15 protein-coding genes and 1 pseudogene are annotated in these 17,020 nt (G+C 71.7%); 9 read left to right on the top strand and 7 right to left on the bottom strand.

Annotated features, from left to right (window positions below; all coding sequences use genetic code 11):
- Both IE277_RS45500 and IE277_RS45495 read left to right on the top strand, forming a co-directional pair.
- A pseudogene (locus IE277_RS45500) lies at positions 1-562 on the top strand (2-oxoacid:ferredoxin oxidoreductase subunit beta); the annotation flags it as partial.
- 127 nt (positions 563-689) lie between these two features.
- A complete protein-coding gene (locus IE277_RS45495) occupies positions 690-1,841 on the top strand; it encodes a cytochrome P450 family protein (RefSeq protein ID WP_189959852.1) in 1,152 nt (383 codons plus the stop codon).
- 47 nt (positions 1,842-1,888) lie between these two features.
- Here IE277_RS45495 and IE277_RS45490 read toward each other — a convergent pair whose 3' ends face one another.
- Together IE277_RS45490 and IE277_RS45485 are read right to left on the bottom strand one after the other, a co-directional pair.
- Positions 1,889-3,196 carry an FtsX-like permease family protein gene (locus IE277_RS45490; RefSeq protein ID WP_189959862.1) on the bottom strand — a complete coding sequence of 436 codons (1,308 nt, stop codon included), beginning with the start codon at positions 3,194-3,196 and terminating at the stop codon, positions 1,889-1,891.
- Between the two features lie 6 nt (positions 3,197-3,202).
- Positions 3,203-3,994 (bottom strand): ABC transporter ATP-binding protein, encoded by a 792-nt coding sequence (locus IE277_RS45485; protein WP_373311015.1) that lies wholly within the window; start codon positions 3,992-3,994, stop codon positions 3,203-3,205.
- A 324-nt stretch (positions 3,995-4,318) separates the two neighbouring features.
- Here IE277_RS45485 and gdhA point away from each other — a divergent pair, with 324 nt between their 5' ends.
- Together gdhA and IE277_RS45470 are read left to right on the top strand one after the other, a co-directional pair.
- Positions 4,319-5,674 (top strand): NADP-specific glutamate dehydrogenase, encoded by a 1,356-nt coding sequence (gdhA, locus tag IE277_RS45480; RefSeq protein WP_189959849.1) that lies wholly within the window; start codon positions 4,319-4,321, stop codon positions 5,672-5,674.
- An 842-nt stretch (positions 5,675-6,516) separates the two neighbouring features.
- Complete coding sequence (locus IE277_RS45470; RefSeq protein ID WP_189959860.1) at positions 6,517-6,921, top strand: hypothetical protein; 405 nt, start codon at positions 6,517-6,519, stop codon at positions 6,919-6,921.
- Between the two features lie 7 nt (positions 6,922-6,928).
- Here IE277_RS45470 and IE277_RS45465 read toward each other — a convergent pair whose 3' ends face one another.
- Both IE277_RS45465 and IE277_RS45460 read right to left on the bottom strand, forming a co-directional pair.
- Positions 6,929-7,519 (bottom strand): TetR/AcrR family transcriptional regulator, encoded by a 591-nt coding sequence (locus IE277_RS45465; RefSeq protein ID WP_189959847.1) that lies wholly within the window; start codon positions 7,517-7,519, stop codon positions 6,929-6,931.
- A 249-nt stretch (positions 7,520-7,768) separates the two neighbouring features.
- Complete coding sequence (locus tag IE277_RS45460; protein ID WP_189959844.1) at positions 7,769-8,692, bottom strand: GNAT family N-acetyltransferase; 924 nt, start codon at positions 8,690-8,692, stop codon at positions 7,769-7,771.
- 232 nt (positions 8,693-8,924) lie between these two features.
- On the opposite strand from IE277_RS45460, the gene IE277_RS45455 reads away from it, so the two are divergent.
- Entirely contained in the window at positions 8,925-9,947 is a 1,023-nt protein-coding gene (locus IE277_RS45455) for a DUF1259 domain-containing protein (protein ID WP_229882555.1), read from the top strand.
- A 23-nt stretch (positions 9,948-9,970) separates the two neighbouring features.
- Here IE277_RS45455 and IE277_RS45450 read toward each other — a convergent pair whose 3' ends face one another.
- The gene (locus tag IE277_RS45450; protein WP_189959842.1) at positions 9,971-10,366 is read right to left on the bottom strand and encodes a nuclear transport factor 2 family protein; all 396 of its coding nucleotides are present in this window, start codon (positions 10,364-10,366) and stop codon (positions 9,971-9,973) included.
- Positions 10,367-10,505: 139 nt separating this feature from the next.
- On the opposite strand from IE277_RS45450, the gene IE277_RS45445 reads away from it, so the two are divergent.
- Complete coding sequence (locus IE277_RS45445; protein WP_189959840.1) at positions 10,506-11,351, top strand: MerR family transcriptional regulator; 846 nt, start codon at positions 10,506-10,508, stop codon at positions 11,349-11,351.
- Positions 11,352-11,381: 30 nt separating this feature from the next.
- Here the strand turns inward: IE277_RS45445 and IE277_RS45440 are convergent, their stop codons facing one another.
- The gene (locus IE277_RS45440) at positions 11,382-12,296 is read right to left on the bottom strand and encodes an AfsR/SARP family transcriptional regulator (RefSeq protein ID WP_229882554.1); all 915 of its coding nucleotides are present in this window, start codon (positions 12,294-12,296) and stop codon (positions 11,382-11,384) included.
- Positions 12,297-12,513: 217 nt separating this feature from the next.
- Between IE277_RS45440 and IE277_RS45435 the strand changes: the two genes are divergently transcribed.
- The 3 genes from IE277_RS45435 to serS are packed head-to-tail and all read left to right on the top strand — an operon-like array spanning position 12,514 to position 16,296.
- Entirely contained in the window at positions 12,514-13,449 is a 936-nt protein-coding gene (locus IE277_RS45435; RefSeq protein WP_229882553.1) for a diacylglycerol/lipid kinase family protein, read from the top strand.
- The gene (locus tag IE277_RS45430) at positions 13,446-14,978 is read left to right on the top strand and encodes an MmgE/PrpD family protein (protein ID WP_308433489.1); all 1,533 of its coding nucleotides are present in this window, start codon (positions 13,446-13,448) and stop codon (positions 14,976-14,978) included. Before IE277_RS45435 ends, IE277_RS45430 begins: the two co-directional genes overlap by 4 nt.
- A 34-nt stretch (positions 14,979-15,012) precedes the next feature.
- Positions 15,013-16,296, top strand: coding sequence for a serine--tRNA ligase (serS, locus tag IE277_RS45425; protein ID WP_189959836.1), 1,284 nt, complete (start codon positions 15,013-15,015; stop codon positions 16,294-16,296).
- A 78-nt stretch (positions 16,297-16,374) separates the two neighbouring features.
- On the opposite strand, the gene ilvN is transcribed toward serS, so the two are convergent.
- Positions 16,375-16,926 carry an acetolactate synthase small subunit gene (ilvN, locus tag IE277_RS45420; protein ID WP_189959834.1) on the bottom strand — a complete coding sequence of 184 codons (552 nt, stop codon included), beginning with the start codon at positions 16,924-16,926 and terminating at the stop codon, positions 16,375-16,377.
- Positions 16,927-17,020 lie beyond the last annotated feature (94 nt).

Raw genomic sequence — 17,020 nt, 5'->3', positions numbered from 1 at the left:
CGCCCCGTTCAACCCGGTGTCGCTGGCCATCGGCGCGGAGGCGTCCTTCGTCGCCCGCACCGTCGACTCCGACCGCGGTCATCTGACCGGGGTCCTGCGCGCGGCGGCCGAGCACCGGGGGACCGCGCTGGTCGAGATCTACCAGAACTGCAACATCTTCAACGACGGCGCCTTCGACGCCCTGAAGGACAAACAGCAGGCCCAGGACGCGGTGATCCGCCTCGAACACGGGCAGCCGATCCGCTTCGGCGCCGACGGCACGCGCGGCGTCGTACGCAACCGGACCACCGGCGACCTGGAGGTCGTCACCGTCACCACGGAGAACGAGGCCGACATCCTGGTCCACGACGCCCACGCCGCGTCCCCCACCACCGCCTTCGCCCTCTCCCGCCTCGCCGACCCCGACACCCTCCACCACACCCCCATCGGCGTCCTCCGCGACGTCGAACGGCCCGTCTACGACACGGCGATGGCCGAGCAGCTCGACACCGCGATCGAGCAGAAGGGCAAGGGCGACCTCGCCGATCTGCTGGCCGGCGGCGACACCTGGACCGTGCGATGACACGCTGAGGGCCGGCCGCGCGGGTCCGGCCACGGACTGGCGAAAAAGGTCCGTGGGACACCGGCGACAGCCATGAGCCTCAAGGATGATCGGAGACGTCCGCTGCCGACGCTCCCCCGGAGGGCTCATGTCCGACAAGATCGACCCGTTCGTCCCCACCGAACGCGCCATCACCGAGCACAAGGAGGCCCACGCCGACTTACGCGCGGCCGGACGGCTGGTCCAGGTGGAGGCACCCGCGGGCGGACCGGCATGGATCGTCACCGAGGCGGAACTGGCCAGGCAGGTGCTCACCGACCCACGGTTCGTGAAGGACCCCGCGATGGCGCCGACGGACTGGGACCGGCGCACGGCCGGCCTGGAGCGGCCCGTCGCCGAACAGACCTCCCTGACCACCCTCGACGGTGCGGAGCACGCCCGGCTGCGCCGGGCTCACGCGCCCATGTTCTCCGCGCGCGGCATCGGCCGCTTCTACGACCGGATGCTGGCCGCCGCCCGCGAACTCCTCGCCGACCTGGCCGCGACGACGCCCGCGGGCGATCCGGTCGATCTCGCCGCCGACTTCACCTCGCGCTTCCCGATGACGGTGGTGTGCGAGGTGCTCGGCATACCGGGCGACCGTGTCGATGAGGCGATCACCGCCTGCCGGAACCTGTTCAGCCTCGATCCGGACACCTTCTCCGCGGCCATGGCGGCGTTCGGCGCACTGGCCGACGCGGCCCTGGAGGCGGGTGACGGCGCCGCCGCCGAACTGCGCGACCGGCTGCCCGCCGACACCAGCGTCGAGGATCTGCGCTACTTCATCTTCCTGATCATCTTCGCCGGCCAGCCGACCATGGAGGCCTCCCTGGGCTTCCTGGTGGCCGACCTCCTGCACCACGGCATGCCCGGCACGGACCGTAAGGAACTCGACGCTTTCGTGCAGAGCGTCCTGCGCCGGCACCCGCCGGCCCCCTTCACCCTGTGGCGGTTCGCCGAGAGCGAGGTCGAACTGGCCGGTGTCACGCTGCCCCCGCGCGCACCGGTACTGGTCGACCTGTTCGGCATCAACGTCGACACCGACGGCCGCCCCGGCCCTGACCTGGTGTTCGGCGTGGGCAACCACTACTGCATCGGCGCACAGCTCGCCATGGTCCAGATGCGCGCGCTCACCCAGGCGTTCGCCGAGGACCACCCCGGGGCCCGTCTGGCCGTCGCCTACCCTGACCTGCGCCAGGCCGATATCGGCGGCACCCTGGGCAGCCGGCTGACCGCCCTGCCGGTGCTCCTGCGCGGCTGACCCCGCGGCGTGCGGCGCCGCGGAGTGCCGTGGCGCCGTTCGCCTGCTCAGGCGGCGGCCACTGCCCGCACCATCGGCGTGCGCACGACCCGGCGGGCCGTCAGCAGGCTGGTGCCCAGGGTGGCCGCCGCGGCGACCGCCACCACGGCCGGCCAGATGCCGAGACTCGCGTCCGGCAGCAGCCCTCCGGCGCGGACCATGGTGAAGGGGATGATCCCGGCCAGCGCGGTCAGAGAACCGAGCAGCACGCCGGCCGCCGTCACGATCAGGCTCTCGGCCGCCACCGTCGTCAGCACCTGTCCCGGTGTGCCGCCGGCCAGCCGCTGCTGCCCGAACTCCCGCCCGCGGTATGACGTCGCCGCGTAGAGGGAGTTGACCAGCATCACGCAGACGAACGCCACGACGATGCCGACCACGGTGAGGTTGACGTTCTGCAGGGTCCTGGCGTCGACCGAGCGGACCGCCCCGGAGGCCTCGACGGCCCTGGTCTCCACGGCCTGCAGGGACAGGGTCACGGTGGCCACGGCGGTGAACAGCACGAGCGAGGACAGGATCCCGGCCAGCTGGTCGGCCCGGCGGCGCACATTGCGCACGGCCAGCCAGCCGGACGCACCGTCCAGGGGCAGCCGTCGCAGCAGCCTTCCGAGCAGCGGCGGCGCCAGCAGGGCGCAGCCCACCGACAGCAGGATCGCCCCGTACGCCGGCGCCGCCATCAGCCACTCGTCGGTCGCGGCGAACGCGTACGTGGAGAGCACCGAACCGGCACCGGCGGCCAGCGCCGCGGCGCCGAGGACCGTACGGGCCCGGCCGGTCGCCGGGGCGGGCCGCGTCGCCCGTCGTACGGCGAGGAAGGCGGCGCCCGCCGCCGCGAGGAGGGTGGTGCCGATGCCGGACAGCAGGGCGACGGGACCGAAGGAGTAGGCGACGCCGTGTGTCACCTGCCCGCCGTCCTGGAACACCCCCAGCAGCGCGCGGCCCGCGGCCATCGCCGGGCCGATCGCGAGCAGACCGCCCGCCAGCGCCACGGTGACCGCCTCACCCACGACCATCCGCGTCAGCTGCGCCGGTGTCGCCCCCGAACGGCGCAGCAGTTCGAGTTCGGCCGACCGCTGACGCACATTCACCGTCAGCGTCGAGGCGATGGCGCAGAACACCAGCAGGGAGCCGTAACCGCCGACGATGCTCGCCGTGGTGCTCAGCGAATCCGCGCTCACCGGGTCGATGCCGGGCCGCGCGGCCGTGTCGTCGAGCGAGCCGAACACCATCACGACGGCCGCGCCGAGGAAGGCGGCGAGCAGGGTCGCGAGAAAGCGCCCCGGACGGTGCCGGACCGACTTCACAGCCAGGATCAGCATCATCGCTCACACCCCCGCCGGAACGCTGTCGCCCAGGTGCGCCAGCCGCTCGGCGACCGCGTCCACCGTCGGCTCCGGCAGCTCTCCCGCCACCCGGCCGTCCGCCAGGAACACCACCGCGTCGGCACAGGCGGCGACCACCGGGTCGTGCGTCACCATCACCACGGTCCGGCCATGCACCTGTACGGCCTCCCGCAGCAGCCGCATCACCTCCCGCGCGCTGCGTGTGTCCAACGCGCCGGTGGGCTCGTCCGCGAAGATCAGCCGGGGCTCGGTCACCAGCGCCCGGGCGATCGCCACCCGCTGCCGCTGGCCGCCGGAGAGCTGGTGCGGCCGGTGCTGCAGCCGGTCGCCGAGCCCCACCAGGTCCAGGACCTCCCGCACCCGCTCCCGGTCGACGCGCCGCCCGGCCAGCTTCAGGGGCAGCACCGTGTTCTCGGCGACGGTCAGCGTCTCCAGCAGGTTGTAGTCCTGGAAGACGAAACCCACCCGGTCCCGCCGGAACCGCGTCAGCGCCGCCTCGTCACCCCCGGTCAGTTCCGCGCCGTCGACCCGTACGACGCCCCGGTCGGGCCGGTCGAGACCGGCCGCGCACCGCAGCAGCGTGGACTTGCCGGAACCCGAGGGCCCCATCACCGCGGTGAACGTGCCCCGCCGCAGCCGTAGCGAGACCTCGTCCAGCGCGGTCACCGCACCGCTGCCCGAGCCATGCGTCTTCGTCACCTTCACCAGCCACAGCGCCTCCTGGGCGGGTGCCGTGCTCCGGTGGTGGCCCGAGCCTGTGCGCAACATCGTCATCACTCTCCATTCGGACGCCTGGTGGCCCGCACATGACGCTACGGACTCCCCGGCCGCCCCACACGGGCCCCAGAACCCGTCTACAGGGGTGTCGTCAGCACCACCTCCGGGAGGTGAGAACCCGATACACCGGTCGTCCGCCGCTCCGGCGCCGCCATAGCGGACGGCGGCACGGTGGGGGGACGCGGAACACGGCAGCGCAGGCGCGTTACGCACCGTCCATCGAGCCGCCCCTCGGTCCGGACACGCAGGAGGGCGACCGCCCGTCCCGGTGACCCGTCCGCTGGTGCCTCCGCCCGCTCGACCCGGACGAAAGAGGTTGGCATGACAGAAGCATCCGCACGCGAAAGACTCGACGGTGTCTACGCCGAGGTCGTCCGCCGCAACCCCGCGGAGCCGGAGTTCCACCAGGCCGCGCGAGAGGTCCTGGAGACCCTGGCGCCGGTGCTCGCGGCCCGTCCCGAGCTGGCGGACGCCGCTCTGATCGAGCGGATCTGCGAACCTGAGCGGCAGGTGCTGTTCCGGGTCCCGTGGACGGACGACTCGGGCCGGGTGCGGGTCAACCGCGGCTTCCGGGTGGAGTTCAACAGCGCCCTCGGCCCCTACAAGGGCGGCCTGCGCTTCCACCCCTCGGTGAATCTCGGCATCGTGAAGTTCCTCGGCTTCGAGCAGATCTTCAAGAACGCGCTGACGGGCCTCGGCATCGGCGGCGGCAAGGGCGGCAGCGACTTCGACCCGCGCGGCCGCTCGGACGCCGAGGTGATGCGGTTCTGCCAGTCGTTCATGACGGAGCTGTACCGGCACATCGGCGACCGTACGGACGTACCGGCCGGGGACATCGGCGTGGGCGGCCGGGAGATCGGCTACCTGTTCGGCCAGTACCGGCGCATCACCAACCGCTGGGAGGCGGGCGTCCTGACCGGCAAGGGCCTGGGCTGGGGCGGCTCGGCCGGGCGGGTGGAGGCCACCGGGTACGGCAATGTGCTGTTCGCGGCCGAGATGCTGCGTCGACGCGGCGAGGATCTGCCGGGCCAGCAGGTGCTGGTGTCCGGCTCCGGGAACGTCGCCCTGTACACCGTCGAGAAGCTGCGGGAGCTGGGGGCACGGGCGATCACGGTGTCCGACTCCGCCGGCTACGTCGTCGACGACAAGGGCATCGACCTCGAACTGCTCAAGCAGATCAAGGAGGTCGAGCGGGGCCGGGTACGGGACTACGCCGAACGCCGCGGCGGCTCGGCGGTGTTCGTGCCGGGCGGCTCGGTGTGGGAGGTCCCCGCCGATGTGGCGCTGCCGTCGGCCACGCAGAACGAACTGGACGCCGCCGATGCGCTGGCGCTGGTGCGCGGCGGCGTGAAGGCGGTGTCGGAGGGCGCGAACATGCCGGTGACCCCGGCGGCGGCCAATGTGCTGCGGGACGCCGGGGTGGCGTTCGGACCGGGCAAGGCGGCCAACGCCGGCGGTGTCGCGGTCAGCGCGCTGGAGATGCGGCAGAACAGCGGCCGCGAGTCCTGGACCCGGCAGCGCGTGGAGAGCGAACTGGCCACGGTGATGCGGGAGATCCACGATCTGTGCTGGCAGACCGCCGAGCAGTACGGCGTGCCCGGTGACTATGTGACGGGCGCGAACATCGCGGGCTTCGAACGGGTGGCGGAGGCGATGCTGGCGCAAGGGGTGGTGTGAGGCCCGGGCCTCGAACGCACGGTCGCAAACGGCTGCAGGCGCCGGACTGATCGTATAGAACGAGGGCATGAGTCTGTCGACGAGCGCCCTCGGACCGCGGACGATCAGCGCGGACGACCTGCTGCTGCGGCCGCTGGCCGAAACGGACGAGCCCGCCGTCGCCGAGGCCCTGCACGATGCCGGCATCCTGCGCTGGGCGGCGGGCCGGGCCGTGGTCGAGGCGGCGCCCGGCGACCGGGCCCGGATCTGGCTCGCGCCGCGCCTGTCCTGCTGGGAGAGCGGTGACGCGGTGTTCGCCGTCGCCGACCCCGTACGCGGCACGCTGCTCGGGGCACTCGGCATCCGGGAGATCAACCGCCTCCCGGACCAGGCCGTCGTCTCCTACTGGGTGACCCCCGCGGCCGGCGACTGGCCGCCAAGTCCCTGGACGCCGCGGCACGTTGGGCGTTCACCCCGGTCGCGGACGGCGGCCTCGGACTGCACCGCGTCACCCTGGACCACGCCCTGCTCAACCCCGGCTCGTGCAAGGTCGCGACCAGGGCCGGCTTCCGCCTGGAAGGCACCATGCGGGACTTCTTCGTCGACACCGACGGCATCCGCCACGACTCCCACCTCCACGCCCGCCTCGCCACCGACGACGACCGGAAGGGCTGAAGCGGCCTCCGGGACGCACCGGCTCGCGTGCCACCGGGGCCTTCCTGGAGGGGCGGGGGCAGCGGCGGTCGAGGCCGCGTGGACCGTACCACCAGGGCGCCCTCGCCCACGGCACCATGGGTGAGGGCGCCCCGTACGACAACACCGTGCGCCCGGCCGGGTCGTACCAGGGGAAGGGATACGCCGACATGACACCTCGTCGCTTACGCCGAGGCCGCGCCACGGCCGTCACCGCCATGGCCGTCACCGCCCTCGCCACAGCGCTCACCGCCACCGGCTGCGCCGCCGCCCACCGCACACTGGAATGCGTGCGCACCGCCAACGCCATCGCGGACAGCGTCTCCGACCTCCAGCAGGCGGCACGGGACGCGGCACTCGACCCGTCGAGGGCCAACACCTACTTCACACCCATCCACAAGAACCTGGACGACATCGGCCACCAGACCGACAACGTCGATGTGAACAAGGCGGTCGACGACCTCGGCAAGGCCGTGGACAACGTCAGCTCGTCCATCAAGAACGGCGACAAGAGCCCCGACCTCAGCCCGGTCAAGGACTCGGCGGGCGAACTGACCAAGGCCTGCACGAAGTAGCGCCGGCTCAACCCGGCGTCCGGGCCAGCTCCATGATGCGGCGCAGCCCTTCGGTGAGCCGTGCCGCGTCGGGTGCGGCGTCGGGGTCGAACAGCAGCTGGACCGTGAGCCCGCTCAGCAGGACCTGGTAGAAGGCGCCGAGGCTGTCCACCGCCGGTCCGTCCAGGGCGTCCTCGGGGCGGCCGGTGAACGTCCGGATCAGCCCGGCCCGCCCCTCGCTCTGCATCTTGGTGAGCAGCTCCCAGACCTCCGGCATACGGTCGGCCATCTGGGCTGCCTCCAGGTTGAGCTGCCAGACGGCCCGGTGCTCCGGGAAGGTCCGGATGATGCCCTCCCACCCCGCCCGGAAGCGTTCCAGGGAGCCTTCCCGCATGTTGTTCGCGACATGCGGCTCGCCCGCGGCCATGGCGTCGCCGACGTCACGGATCAGCCCGATGAAGGCCTGGGCCAGCAGTGCGTCCTTCGAACCGTAGTGATAGCCGATCGACGCGAGGTTGGTCCCCGACTCCTTGACGATGTCCCGCGCCGTCGTCCGTGCGAACCCCTTCCGCAGCAGACAGCGCCTCGCTCCGTCGAGCAGATCCTCACGGTGTCCCATACCCGGCCCCTGTCTCGCTGCGCCTCCGCCCTGCGATTCAAGCACTCATCGGTCGAGCCGCGCGCCGCCCCACTGCTCGGCCGAAAGCGGTCCACAGCTCCCCGATTTCCCCGGCCTGATGCCGCCCAGCGCCACGCACACGCTGCTCAACGGCCTTGTCGGCGACCTGCCCGCGCACCGCACCACCACGCTCCCCGATCCCGGTCGACCCCGCCGCGACCACGGATCAAGCCCGGACACCCCCGTCCCTCAAGCCGCCCCCATGGCCCCCTCCATCCGCTCCTCACCGGCCTCTTGGACGTCGTGGGAGGAGTCGCAGGAGAAGGCGTACCCGGTGAACTCGCAGACGGGGACATATCCGATGCGCCGATAGAGGGCGTTGCTCGTGGGGTTGGCGGGGTTGGTGAACAGCACGACCTCCGAGGCGCCCGCGGCCAGCGCGGCCCTGCTCACCTCGACCGTCACCGCGCCCGCGTAGCCACGCCCCCGGAGGTGGGCCGGGGTGTAGACGGGGTCCACCCGGACCATGCCGCCGATCACCGACGTCGAGCCGGCGAAGGAGACGGGAGTGCCGTCCGGGGTCTCCCAGAACGTGAAGTGTTTGTCGGCGAAGCGGGAGTCGGCCCAGGAGCCGGCGTCCAGGGTGGGGGCTTCGCCGACGGCGGCGGCGAACTCGTTGCACCAGTCGATGAGTTGCTCCTGGTCCCGCGCGCCCAGGACCCGGCCCCGGCCCTCGGGAGGCGGCCCGGGTGGGGTGAGCGTGCCGAGCCGGTGGAGCCGGCCCCGCCAGTCGGCCACCGCCGCGGCGCCCGCGTGCCGCCGCCATGCCGCGGCGAAAGCGGTGGCGCTGTCGTGGTCCGCGGTGATGCCCGAGGGGGTGTGCCCGAGCCCGGCCAGGCGGGCGGCGAGGGTGTCGGCCTGCTCGGGGGAGAGCGGGGTGACGGCCAGCCGGCGGGTCGCGAGGCGGTAGAAGACGGCGCGGACCTCGCCCCCTGACTCCAGCCGGCCGAAGACGGTGGCTCCGGGGCCGTATGTGTCCGCCCCACGGGTGCGCAGTCGCTCCAGCACCGTCAGCGGCGTGTTGTGCAGGACGGGGCGCGAGCGCAGGAAGTCGCCGGCTCGGGCGAGGAAGTCGTCGAGGTCTTCGGTGAGGTGCCAGTCATCCGGGCGCATGCCTCATCTTCCCCGTCGCACTCGCCTCAGGGGAGTACGCGGCCTCCCACGACCAGGCGAAAGCCGCTCGTGTCGCCCCCACCCGGGCGGCGGAATCGGCTATCCCGAAACGGCTGTCCCGAAACAGCTGTCCCGAAACGGCTGTCCCGGAACGGTTCTGCCGGTCCGGCCCGGATGAGCCGGGGTGCGAGCAGCCGGGAGCAATGAGCCGGGAAAAGGAGACGGACCGGGTATGGAGCCAGACCGCAGCACACCTCGGACATCATCGCGGCGCGGCTTCCTCCTCACGGGCGGCGCACTGGCCTCCACCCTGACCGAGACCTCCATGGCACAGGCCGCGACCCGCGCCCGGAACACGGGTGACGCCGACGCCGCCCCCGGATCGCCGCAGCACCCCGTGGTGACGCGTCCCGCGGACTGGCAGCCGGTGGCCGAGCGGCTGGACGGGGTCGGCCGGTTGGGCACGGACGGCCTCGTGTACCGGGCCACGTTTCCCCGGTACGACCTGGACCTGTCCTCGTACGGGGTCAGCGGCCTGGTGGAGGCGTCGTACGCGGCGTTCGCCCGCTACCCGGACGGCCGTACGATGCTGATGGGCGACGTGGTCGCCACCGAGACCGAGCTGCAGCGGGTCACCGACGCCGTCCAGGCCCACGGCCTGGAACAGTGCGCGATCCACAAGCATCTGCTCGCCCACCGGCCCGCCCTGTGGTGGACGCACATCCGGGGAGTCTCCACCGACCCGGTGGCCCTGGCCGTCGCCATGCGAGCCGGCCTGGACGCCACGGCCACCCCCGGGCCCCGCGACCCCGACACGGCCCCTCCGGCCGGTCTCGACACCGCCGCGATCGACGCGGCACTCGGCGCGAAGGGGGTGAGCCTGGACGGCTACCGTTTCTCCTTCGCCCGCGCGGAGACCATCAGCGACGACGACTGTGTGGTGCCGCCCGCCATGGGGGTGACGACCTCCTTCACCTTCCGCTCCGTGGGGCACGGCAGTGCCGCGGTGAGCGGGGACTTCGTCATGACCGCGGGCGAGGTCCAGCAGGTCGTCAAGACCCTGCGGCACGGCGGCATCGACGTCGTCGAGCTGCACAATCACGCGCTGAGCGACAACCCCCGCCTGTTCTACCTGCACCTCTGGGCCATCGGCCCGGCCGTGTCCCTGGCCCGCACCCTGCGGACCGCCAACGCGGCCACCAACCTCGGAGTCGTCACGCCGGACGCCAACTCATCGATGTCTACGGAGAGTTGAGTGGCACGCGTGCTGCCCAGGCCCTATGCCTCGGGCAGCGGCTGGACGGTCAGGTGGTAGTCGTGCACGATCCGGCCGTCGTCGTCCAGGACGAGGAAGACCCGGGCGGCCCAGCCCACTTCGCCGAGCTTCGCGCCCTTGGCGTGTGTCAGCTGAATGGTGAGCATGACGACATCGTCGTGCACGGTGACGTGCTTGTCGTGCGTGACGTCGTACTCCCCGGAGGCGACGAACAGCCCGTACGCCTCCGCGACCCGCTCCACCAGCCCGTCGTGGCCGCGGAACTGCGTGCCCTCGACGAACTCGACACCGTCCTGGACCCACAGCTCGGCGACGGCGCGCTTGCGTGCGGCGGCGTCCGGCTCGTTCCAGACGGCCACATAGCGCTGCACGATCTGGTCGACGTCCGTCTGCGACATGATGGGTCAACTCCCTTGCTCAGTGTGTACCCGGCCGTGATCCGGCCGTGGGCACCACGCTCCGGGCGGCCGCGGCGGGAGGGTCAAGGGGGACGGCTCCGCCGAACTCTCCCCCTGGGGGAGGCCGCACAATCGAAGCGTGACGAGCTACCTGCCGATCGGCGACTTCTCCCGGGCCACCCACATGACGGTCAAGACCCTGCGGCACTACCACGAGATCGGTCTGCTGGAACCGGCCGACGTCGATCCGCAGACCGGGTACCGGCGCTACTCGGCCGAGCAGATCCCCACGGCCCAGGTGGTGCGCCGCTTCCGGGACCTCGGCATGCCCCTGGAGGAGATCAGGACCGTCCTGGCCGCCTCGGACGTGGCGACCCGCAACCGGCACATCAGCGCGCACCTGAGCCGGCTGGAGGACGAGCTCGGCCGCACCCAGCGCGCGGTCGCGGCACTCCAGGACCTGCTGACGCCGCCCACGTCCGGGGATGCGCCCGCCATCGAGCTGCGCAGCGTCGGCGCGGTGCCGACCGCGGCCATCACGGCGACGGTCGAGGCCCAGGACATCGGGGCCTGGTACCAGGGCGCCCTCGGCGAACTGTTCGCGACCCTGGCGAGCCAGGGGCTGCGGGAGACCGGCCCCGCCGGCGGCGTGTACGCGGACGAGCTGTTCACCCTGCACCGGGGGTCGGCCACCGTCTTCGTACCCTGCGGCGGCACGGTACGGGCGCTCGGCCGGGTCGAGCCGCTGCATGTGCCGCCGGCGGAACTCGCCGTGATCGAGCACTGCGGCCCGCCCTCCGAGATCGACCGTGCCTACGGCGCGCTGGCCGCCTATGTCTCACGGCACGCCCTCGCCGTCGACGGACCGCTGCGTGAGTACTACCTGACCGGTCAGCGCCAGACCCCGGACAGCACGCTCTGGCGGACCGAGGTCTGCTGGCCGGTCTTCCGCACCGGCGGACCGGACCGGCCAGCCGCCGTCTGACGGTGTCCCGGTTACTCCGCGGCCGCTGTTTCAGCGGTGGGCGGGGACGGGGTGCCGGGCTCGGAGCGGGAGGGTGGACAGGATATGGAGGGAAGGGTCCTGTTCGAGGACCGCCCTTTCGTATTCACGCATGGCGGGGGAGGGGGCCAGGCCGAGATCCTCGGATAATTGGCTGTGCAGTCCGCGATAGACATCGAGGGCTTCGGTCTGCCGGCCGCTTCGGTAGAGAGCCACCATGAGCTGCTGCCGGAATCGTTCGTTGTAGGGGTGCTCGACCAGCAGGGCCTGGAGTTCGGGAATGATGCGGCGGTGCTCGAAGTGCTCCAGGTCGCAGTCGAAGAGGAACTCCCACAGCGCGAGGCGGACTTCATCGATGTGGGCGGCGACGGCCTGGCAGGCCTGGCCCACCATGGCGCCGCCGTACATGGGGCCCTGCCACATCGTCAGGATACGCCGAATCTCCGGCGCGGAACGGTCCGTGCCGGTGACTCCTGATTTCAGCCGCTCGTATTCCTCCAGGAATTTCGATATGTCCAGGCGTGCCCCGTCCAGCAGCAGGCGGTATCCGGAATTCTGCGTCGTGAGCCTGGTCTCCCGTGGATCTTCCTCTATGGCTGAGAGCTTGCGCCGCAGTCGGCTCACATGGGCCTGTACGGCGTTCTCGACGCCGTTCGGGGGGTCGCCGCCCCAGATCTCGTCGATCAGATAGTCCCGCGAGACCGCTTTTCCTTCGGCGATCAGGAGGGCGGCCAGGAGGGACTGCTGCAGATATCCGGCAAGCTGCAGCTCGCCCTTGGCGGAAGTCGCACTTACGGTACCCAGAAGCCGGAACTCCAGCACGCCGATCCCCCGTCCGGCCAAATCAAACATTTGGCCATGTTTTTTATTCGGCTCGGTCCTGTCTGTGGCTGCGATTGAACTGCCTGCAGCATTGAATAATTGCATGTTCCGGCACTGTTGCTACAAGGCTGTTTGCAAATCGTTTGCCGGTTTCTGCGCGGCGGGCCTTATCGATCTGAAGTCAGCTCCGTGTCAGAGCCCGATCAGGCTGATCGAGCACCGTAGACACAAGCGGCGGGCCACGACGACCCGGCGAACGGTCGGGCGGTCAGGCGGTCAGGCGGTCAGGCGGTCAGGCCGGAAAATCTTGGAGGGGTTCGGATTGCAGGGGATTCGCCGGCAGCACGTCGTGGTCATCGCGAACCCGCGGGCGGGTTCCACCACCGCCGAGTACCTGGACGCGGTGCGCGGTGTCTGCGAGGACCATGCCGATGACGTGACCATCGTCCGCACGGGGTATCCCGGGCATGCCACCGAACTGGCGAAGGACTGGGTGTGCGGGCCCACACCGCCCGACCTGCTGGTGTCCATCGGCGGCGACGGCACCTTGCGTGAGGTCGTGGCCGGCACCGCCGATGCCAGGGCCTCCCGTACACCGCTCGCCGTACTGCCGGGAGGCACCGCGAACTCCAACTACCGTTCCCTGTGGGACGACGTTCCCTGGCAGAAGGCGCTGGTGGCCTCCCTCACGGGGGAAGCGGAGACCCGGCAGCTCGACCTCGCCCGTGTCTCCCCGCTCTCCCGGCTGGTCGTCCTCGGGCTGAGCACAGGTCTGTTCGCCGAGGCCACCGCCCGGGCGACGGTGATACCGGTGGCGGGCCGTCCCCGCTATCAGCGGGCCATCGCCGAGGCGCTTGAGACGTATCAGCCCTATGAGGGCCGCGTACTGGTCGACGGAGTCGTGGTGCACTCCGGCAAGACGGTGGTGGCCAACGTCGGCGGCAGCCGCTACCGGGCGGGTGTGCTGGAGATGCTGCCGCACTCGGTCCGGGACGACGGCCTGCTGGATGTGTGTGTGCTCGACCCGAGCACCCCGCCGCAGGAGGCGCTGCGGCTGATGCGGACCGGCCGTCATGTGCAGGCGGCCGGCACCACGTACGCGCAGGGGCGTTCGATCACCCTGGAGCGGCTCGACGGCATGCCCCTGCACTTCGAGCACGACGGTGAGGTCGTGCCCTCGGACCTCACCTCCATCACGGTGGACGTACTGCCGCACGCGATGAGCGTGCTCGCCTCCCACGACAGGACGCGCGGGTGACCACCGAGGCATCCGCGCCGCCGCCCGGCGCGGCCGGCACCGACGGCCGGTTGACGCAGCTGACGCGGCTGGGGGAGTGGGCGGGCCGGCTGGAGCTCTCCGACATACCGAAGCGGGTCGTCGACTTCGCCTCCAGCCACCTCCTCTCCCAGCTGGCCGCCATCAGGACGGGCCTGCGACAGGGGGACGGACGGCGGCTGGTCGGCGCCCTGGGCCCGCCCTTCCAGGCCGACACCGCTCAGTCGGCGCGGGTGCTGGCCGCCGCCGGCGCCTGGCTCAACCTGGATGACACCGCCTACGCCGGTCATCTCGGACCGTCCACGGTGGGGGTGCCCGTCGCCTTCGCGTACGCCCGTCGGCTCTCCGGGGCCGAACTGCTCAGGGCGGTGGTGCTGGCCGACGAGTGCGCCGCCCGGGTGACCGCCGCGGCCACACTGGGCCCGTTCCGCGGGCAGACGGCACTGCACACACACATCGTGGGCGCGGTGGCGGGACGTCTGGCGTGCGAGCGGGCCCCCGCCGAACAGTGGCACAACGCCCTGTCCCTGGCGTTGAGCGCACCCCCGTGGACGCTGTTGCGGGGCTTCGTCACCAGTGACGCGCGCCTGCTGCATGTGCCGGTGGCCGTCCGCATGGGACTGGACGCGTGCGACGCCGCGGCGGGCGGACTGCGCGGGGCGCCGGACATCATCGAGCATCCCGACGGTTTCCTCGGCCAGTTCGCCACGGTGCCACTGCCCGATGCCGTGACCCTGGGGCTCGGGGAGCGATGGCACACCGAAACGCTCTCCTTCAAGCTGCACCCGGGCGGCCCGGGGATCGACGCGGCCATCGACTGCGCCATCGAGCTGCACCGGGACCTGGGTGCGGAACTGGGCGCCTGGGACGCGGCCGACGTGGCCGACGTGGCCGTCGAGTGCTCCGTCTACACGCTCTTCGCCGCGCGCAAGGCGGAGCCCTACCTGGCCGGGCCGCGCTCTCCCGTCGGTGCTCTGGTCCTCACCACCCCCTATCCCGTGGCGACGGCACTGCTGACGGGGCGTCTGACCATCGAGGACTTCACACAGCCGCAGGTGTCGTCGGCCGAGCGCTGGCAGCTGGCGGACAAGGTCCGGCTGGTGCACGACACGACGATGACCCGGGCCCTGCTGGCCGGTGACGCCCCGTTCGGGGAGGCACTGCGCCAGGCCGGTGCCCAGGGAGTCGCCTGGCTCAAGGAGTTCGGCGGGGCACAGCTGGCCGACCTGGCGCCCGAGACCACCCCGCCGGCCAAGGACTTCACCACCGCGTCCAAGCCGACACCCGCCCGGGTGCGGGTGACCCTGCGCGACGGCCGGGTCCTCACCCGTGAGCTGAGTGTCCCGCACGGCGGGATCGGGCCCGAGCTGCGGGCCTCGCACGCCGGTCTGATGGCGGAGAAGTTCCGTGCGGCCGGTGGCGCGGCGGCCGTCGTCGAGGCGTGGCCGCGGCTGGCCACGCTCGCTCCGCCGGACCTGCGCGCCCTGCTGGAACAGGCCCTTGCCCCGTGACGTTCCCCGCCCGCCCGTGTCTCCTGGAGGACCCGTGCATGATCCACGTCATCTGCTGGAGCCGTCCGCCGAGGCGGTACGGCGACTCGCCCGCCGCGGCCACCGCCTCGATCTCGACGAACTCGGCAAACTGGTGGCCCACCGTGCCGAGGCCGTCGGTCACCGGGACCGGCTCCGGGCGCAGCTGAAGGAGCTGTCCCGCACCGTGGGCGCGCACCATGGTCAGCCGCCCGCGGCCGCGGCGGGCACGGCGCGCGGGCTCAAGGAGGGCCTGCGCGCGGCGGACGCGGAACTCAGGGCAGCCGAGAGCGCCCTTGAGGAGGTGATGCTGCGCATCCCGAATCTGCCGGCGGACGAGGTGCCCGACGGCACGGACGAGGACCCGGCACGCGAGGTACGGCGGTGGGGCGCGCGGCCGGACTTCGACTTCGCGCCACGCGATCACGTCGATCTCGGCACCCGTGCCGGGATCCTGGACCTGCAGCGGGCGGGCAGGCTGTCCGGAGCCCGCTTCGCCGTCCTCAGGGGTGCCGGGGCGGCACTGGAGAGGGCGCTGACGTCGTTCCTGCTCGACCTGCACACCAGAGAACACGGATACGTCGAGTACTCCGTGCCGCACCTGGTGACCCGCCAGGCCATGACCGGAACGGGCCAGTTGCCGAAGTTCGCCGACGACCTGTTCGCCACCCGGGTCGCCGAACGCGAGCTCTTCCTCATCCCCACCGCCGAGGTGCCGCTGGTCAATCTGTTCCAGCAGGAGACGCTGAACGCCGACGAACTGCCGCTCGCCCTCACCGCCCATACGTCGTGCTTCCGCTCCGAGGCCGGCTCCTACGGGCGGGACACGCGTGGCCTGGTACGGCTGCACGAGTTCGCCAAGGTGGAACTGGTGCGCATCTGCCCGGCCGAGGAGGCCGCGGAGCAACTGCGGCTGCTGACCGCGCATGCCGAGGACTGCCTGCGCCGGCTCGGGCTGCACTACCGGGTGGTGGAACTGCGCGCGGGTGACCTCGGGTTCTCCGCCCGGCGCACCTACGACCTGGAGGTGTGGCTGCCCGGCCAGGACAGCTACCGGGAGATCTCCTCCGTGTCGGACTGCGGCACCTTCCAGGGGCGCCGGGCCGGCGTGCGCGTCCGGCGCGGCGGCCGCAAGGAGTTCGCGGCCACGCTGAACGGATCGGGACTTCCCGTCGGGCGGACCGTCGTCGCGCTTCTGGAGCAGAACCAGCGGCGGGACGGGTCGGTGACCATTCCCCCGGCACTCGTGCCGTACACCGGGTTCCGGGAGATCGCCGCGGACGGAAGGCCGGTCGACTGACCGCCTGGAAATCGCGTCTGGGGGGCCGTGGACGACGTCCACGGCCCCCCAGACGTGTACATGGGGACGGGTGCCGGGTCAGGCGGCGTTGTGCAGACGTTGTGCGAGGCGGCCGCTGGTGGATGCCGGGCCGCGTCCGATGGCGATGGTCCCCGACCTGACCAGTTCATGGACGCCGAAGGGTTCGAGCATACGGAGCAGCGCCTGGAGTTTGTCGGCGGAGCCGGTGGCCTCCAGGGTGATCACCTGCGCGGAGATGTCGACGGTCTTGGCGCGGAACAGCTCCGCTATGTCCAGGATCTGGGACCGGTCGTCGGTGCCCTGCGAGAGCACCTTGACCAGCATCAGCTCACGGTGGATGGCGGAGTCGGCGTCCAGTTCGACCACCTTCAGCACCTGGACGAGCTTGCCGATCTGCTTGCAGACCTGCTCCAGAGCCGACGGTTCGGCGTGCACCACGAGGGTCAGCCGGGAGAGCTCCGGGTGCTCGGTGGCACCTTCGGCGATCGAGTCGATGTTGAAGCCGCGGCGAGCGAACAGGGCGGTCACCCGGGCCAGTACCCCGGGCTTGTTCTCCACCAGGACCGACAGCGTGTGCCGGGGCGGCCTGGGCGTCGTGTCCGTCGTCATGTCCTGCTCCCGTCGAAGTCGGGGCGCATGTTCAGGGCGGCCATGATCTCGTCGTTGGAGGTGCCGGCGGCGACCATCGGCCACACCATCGCGT

Origin of the sequence: Streptomyces alanosinicus (genome assembly GCF_014650595.1) — a bacterium.
GTDB lineage: Bacteria > Actinomycetota > Actinomycetes > Streptomycetales > Streptomycetaceae > Streptomyces > Streptomyces alanosinicus.
This window is presented reverse-complemented; position numbering and strand designations above follow the sequence as displayed.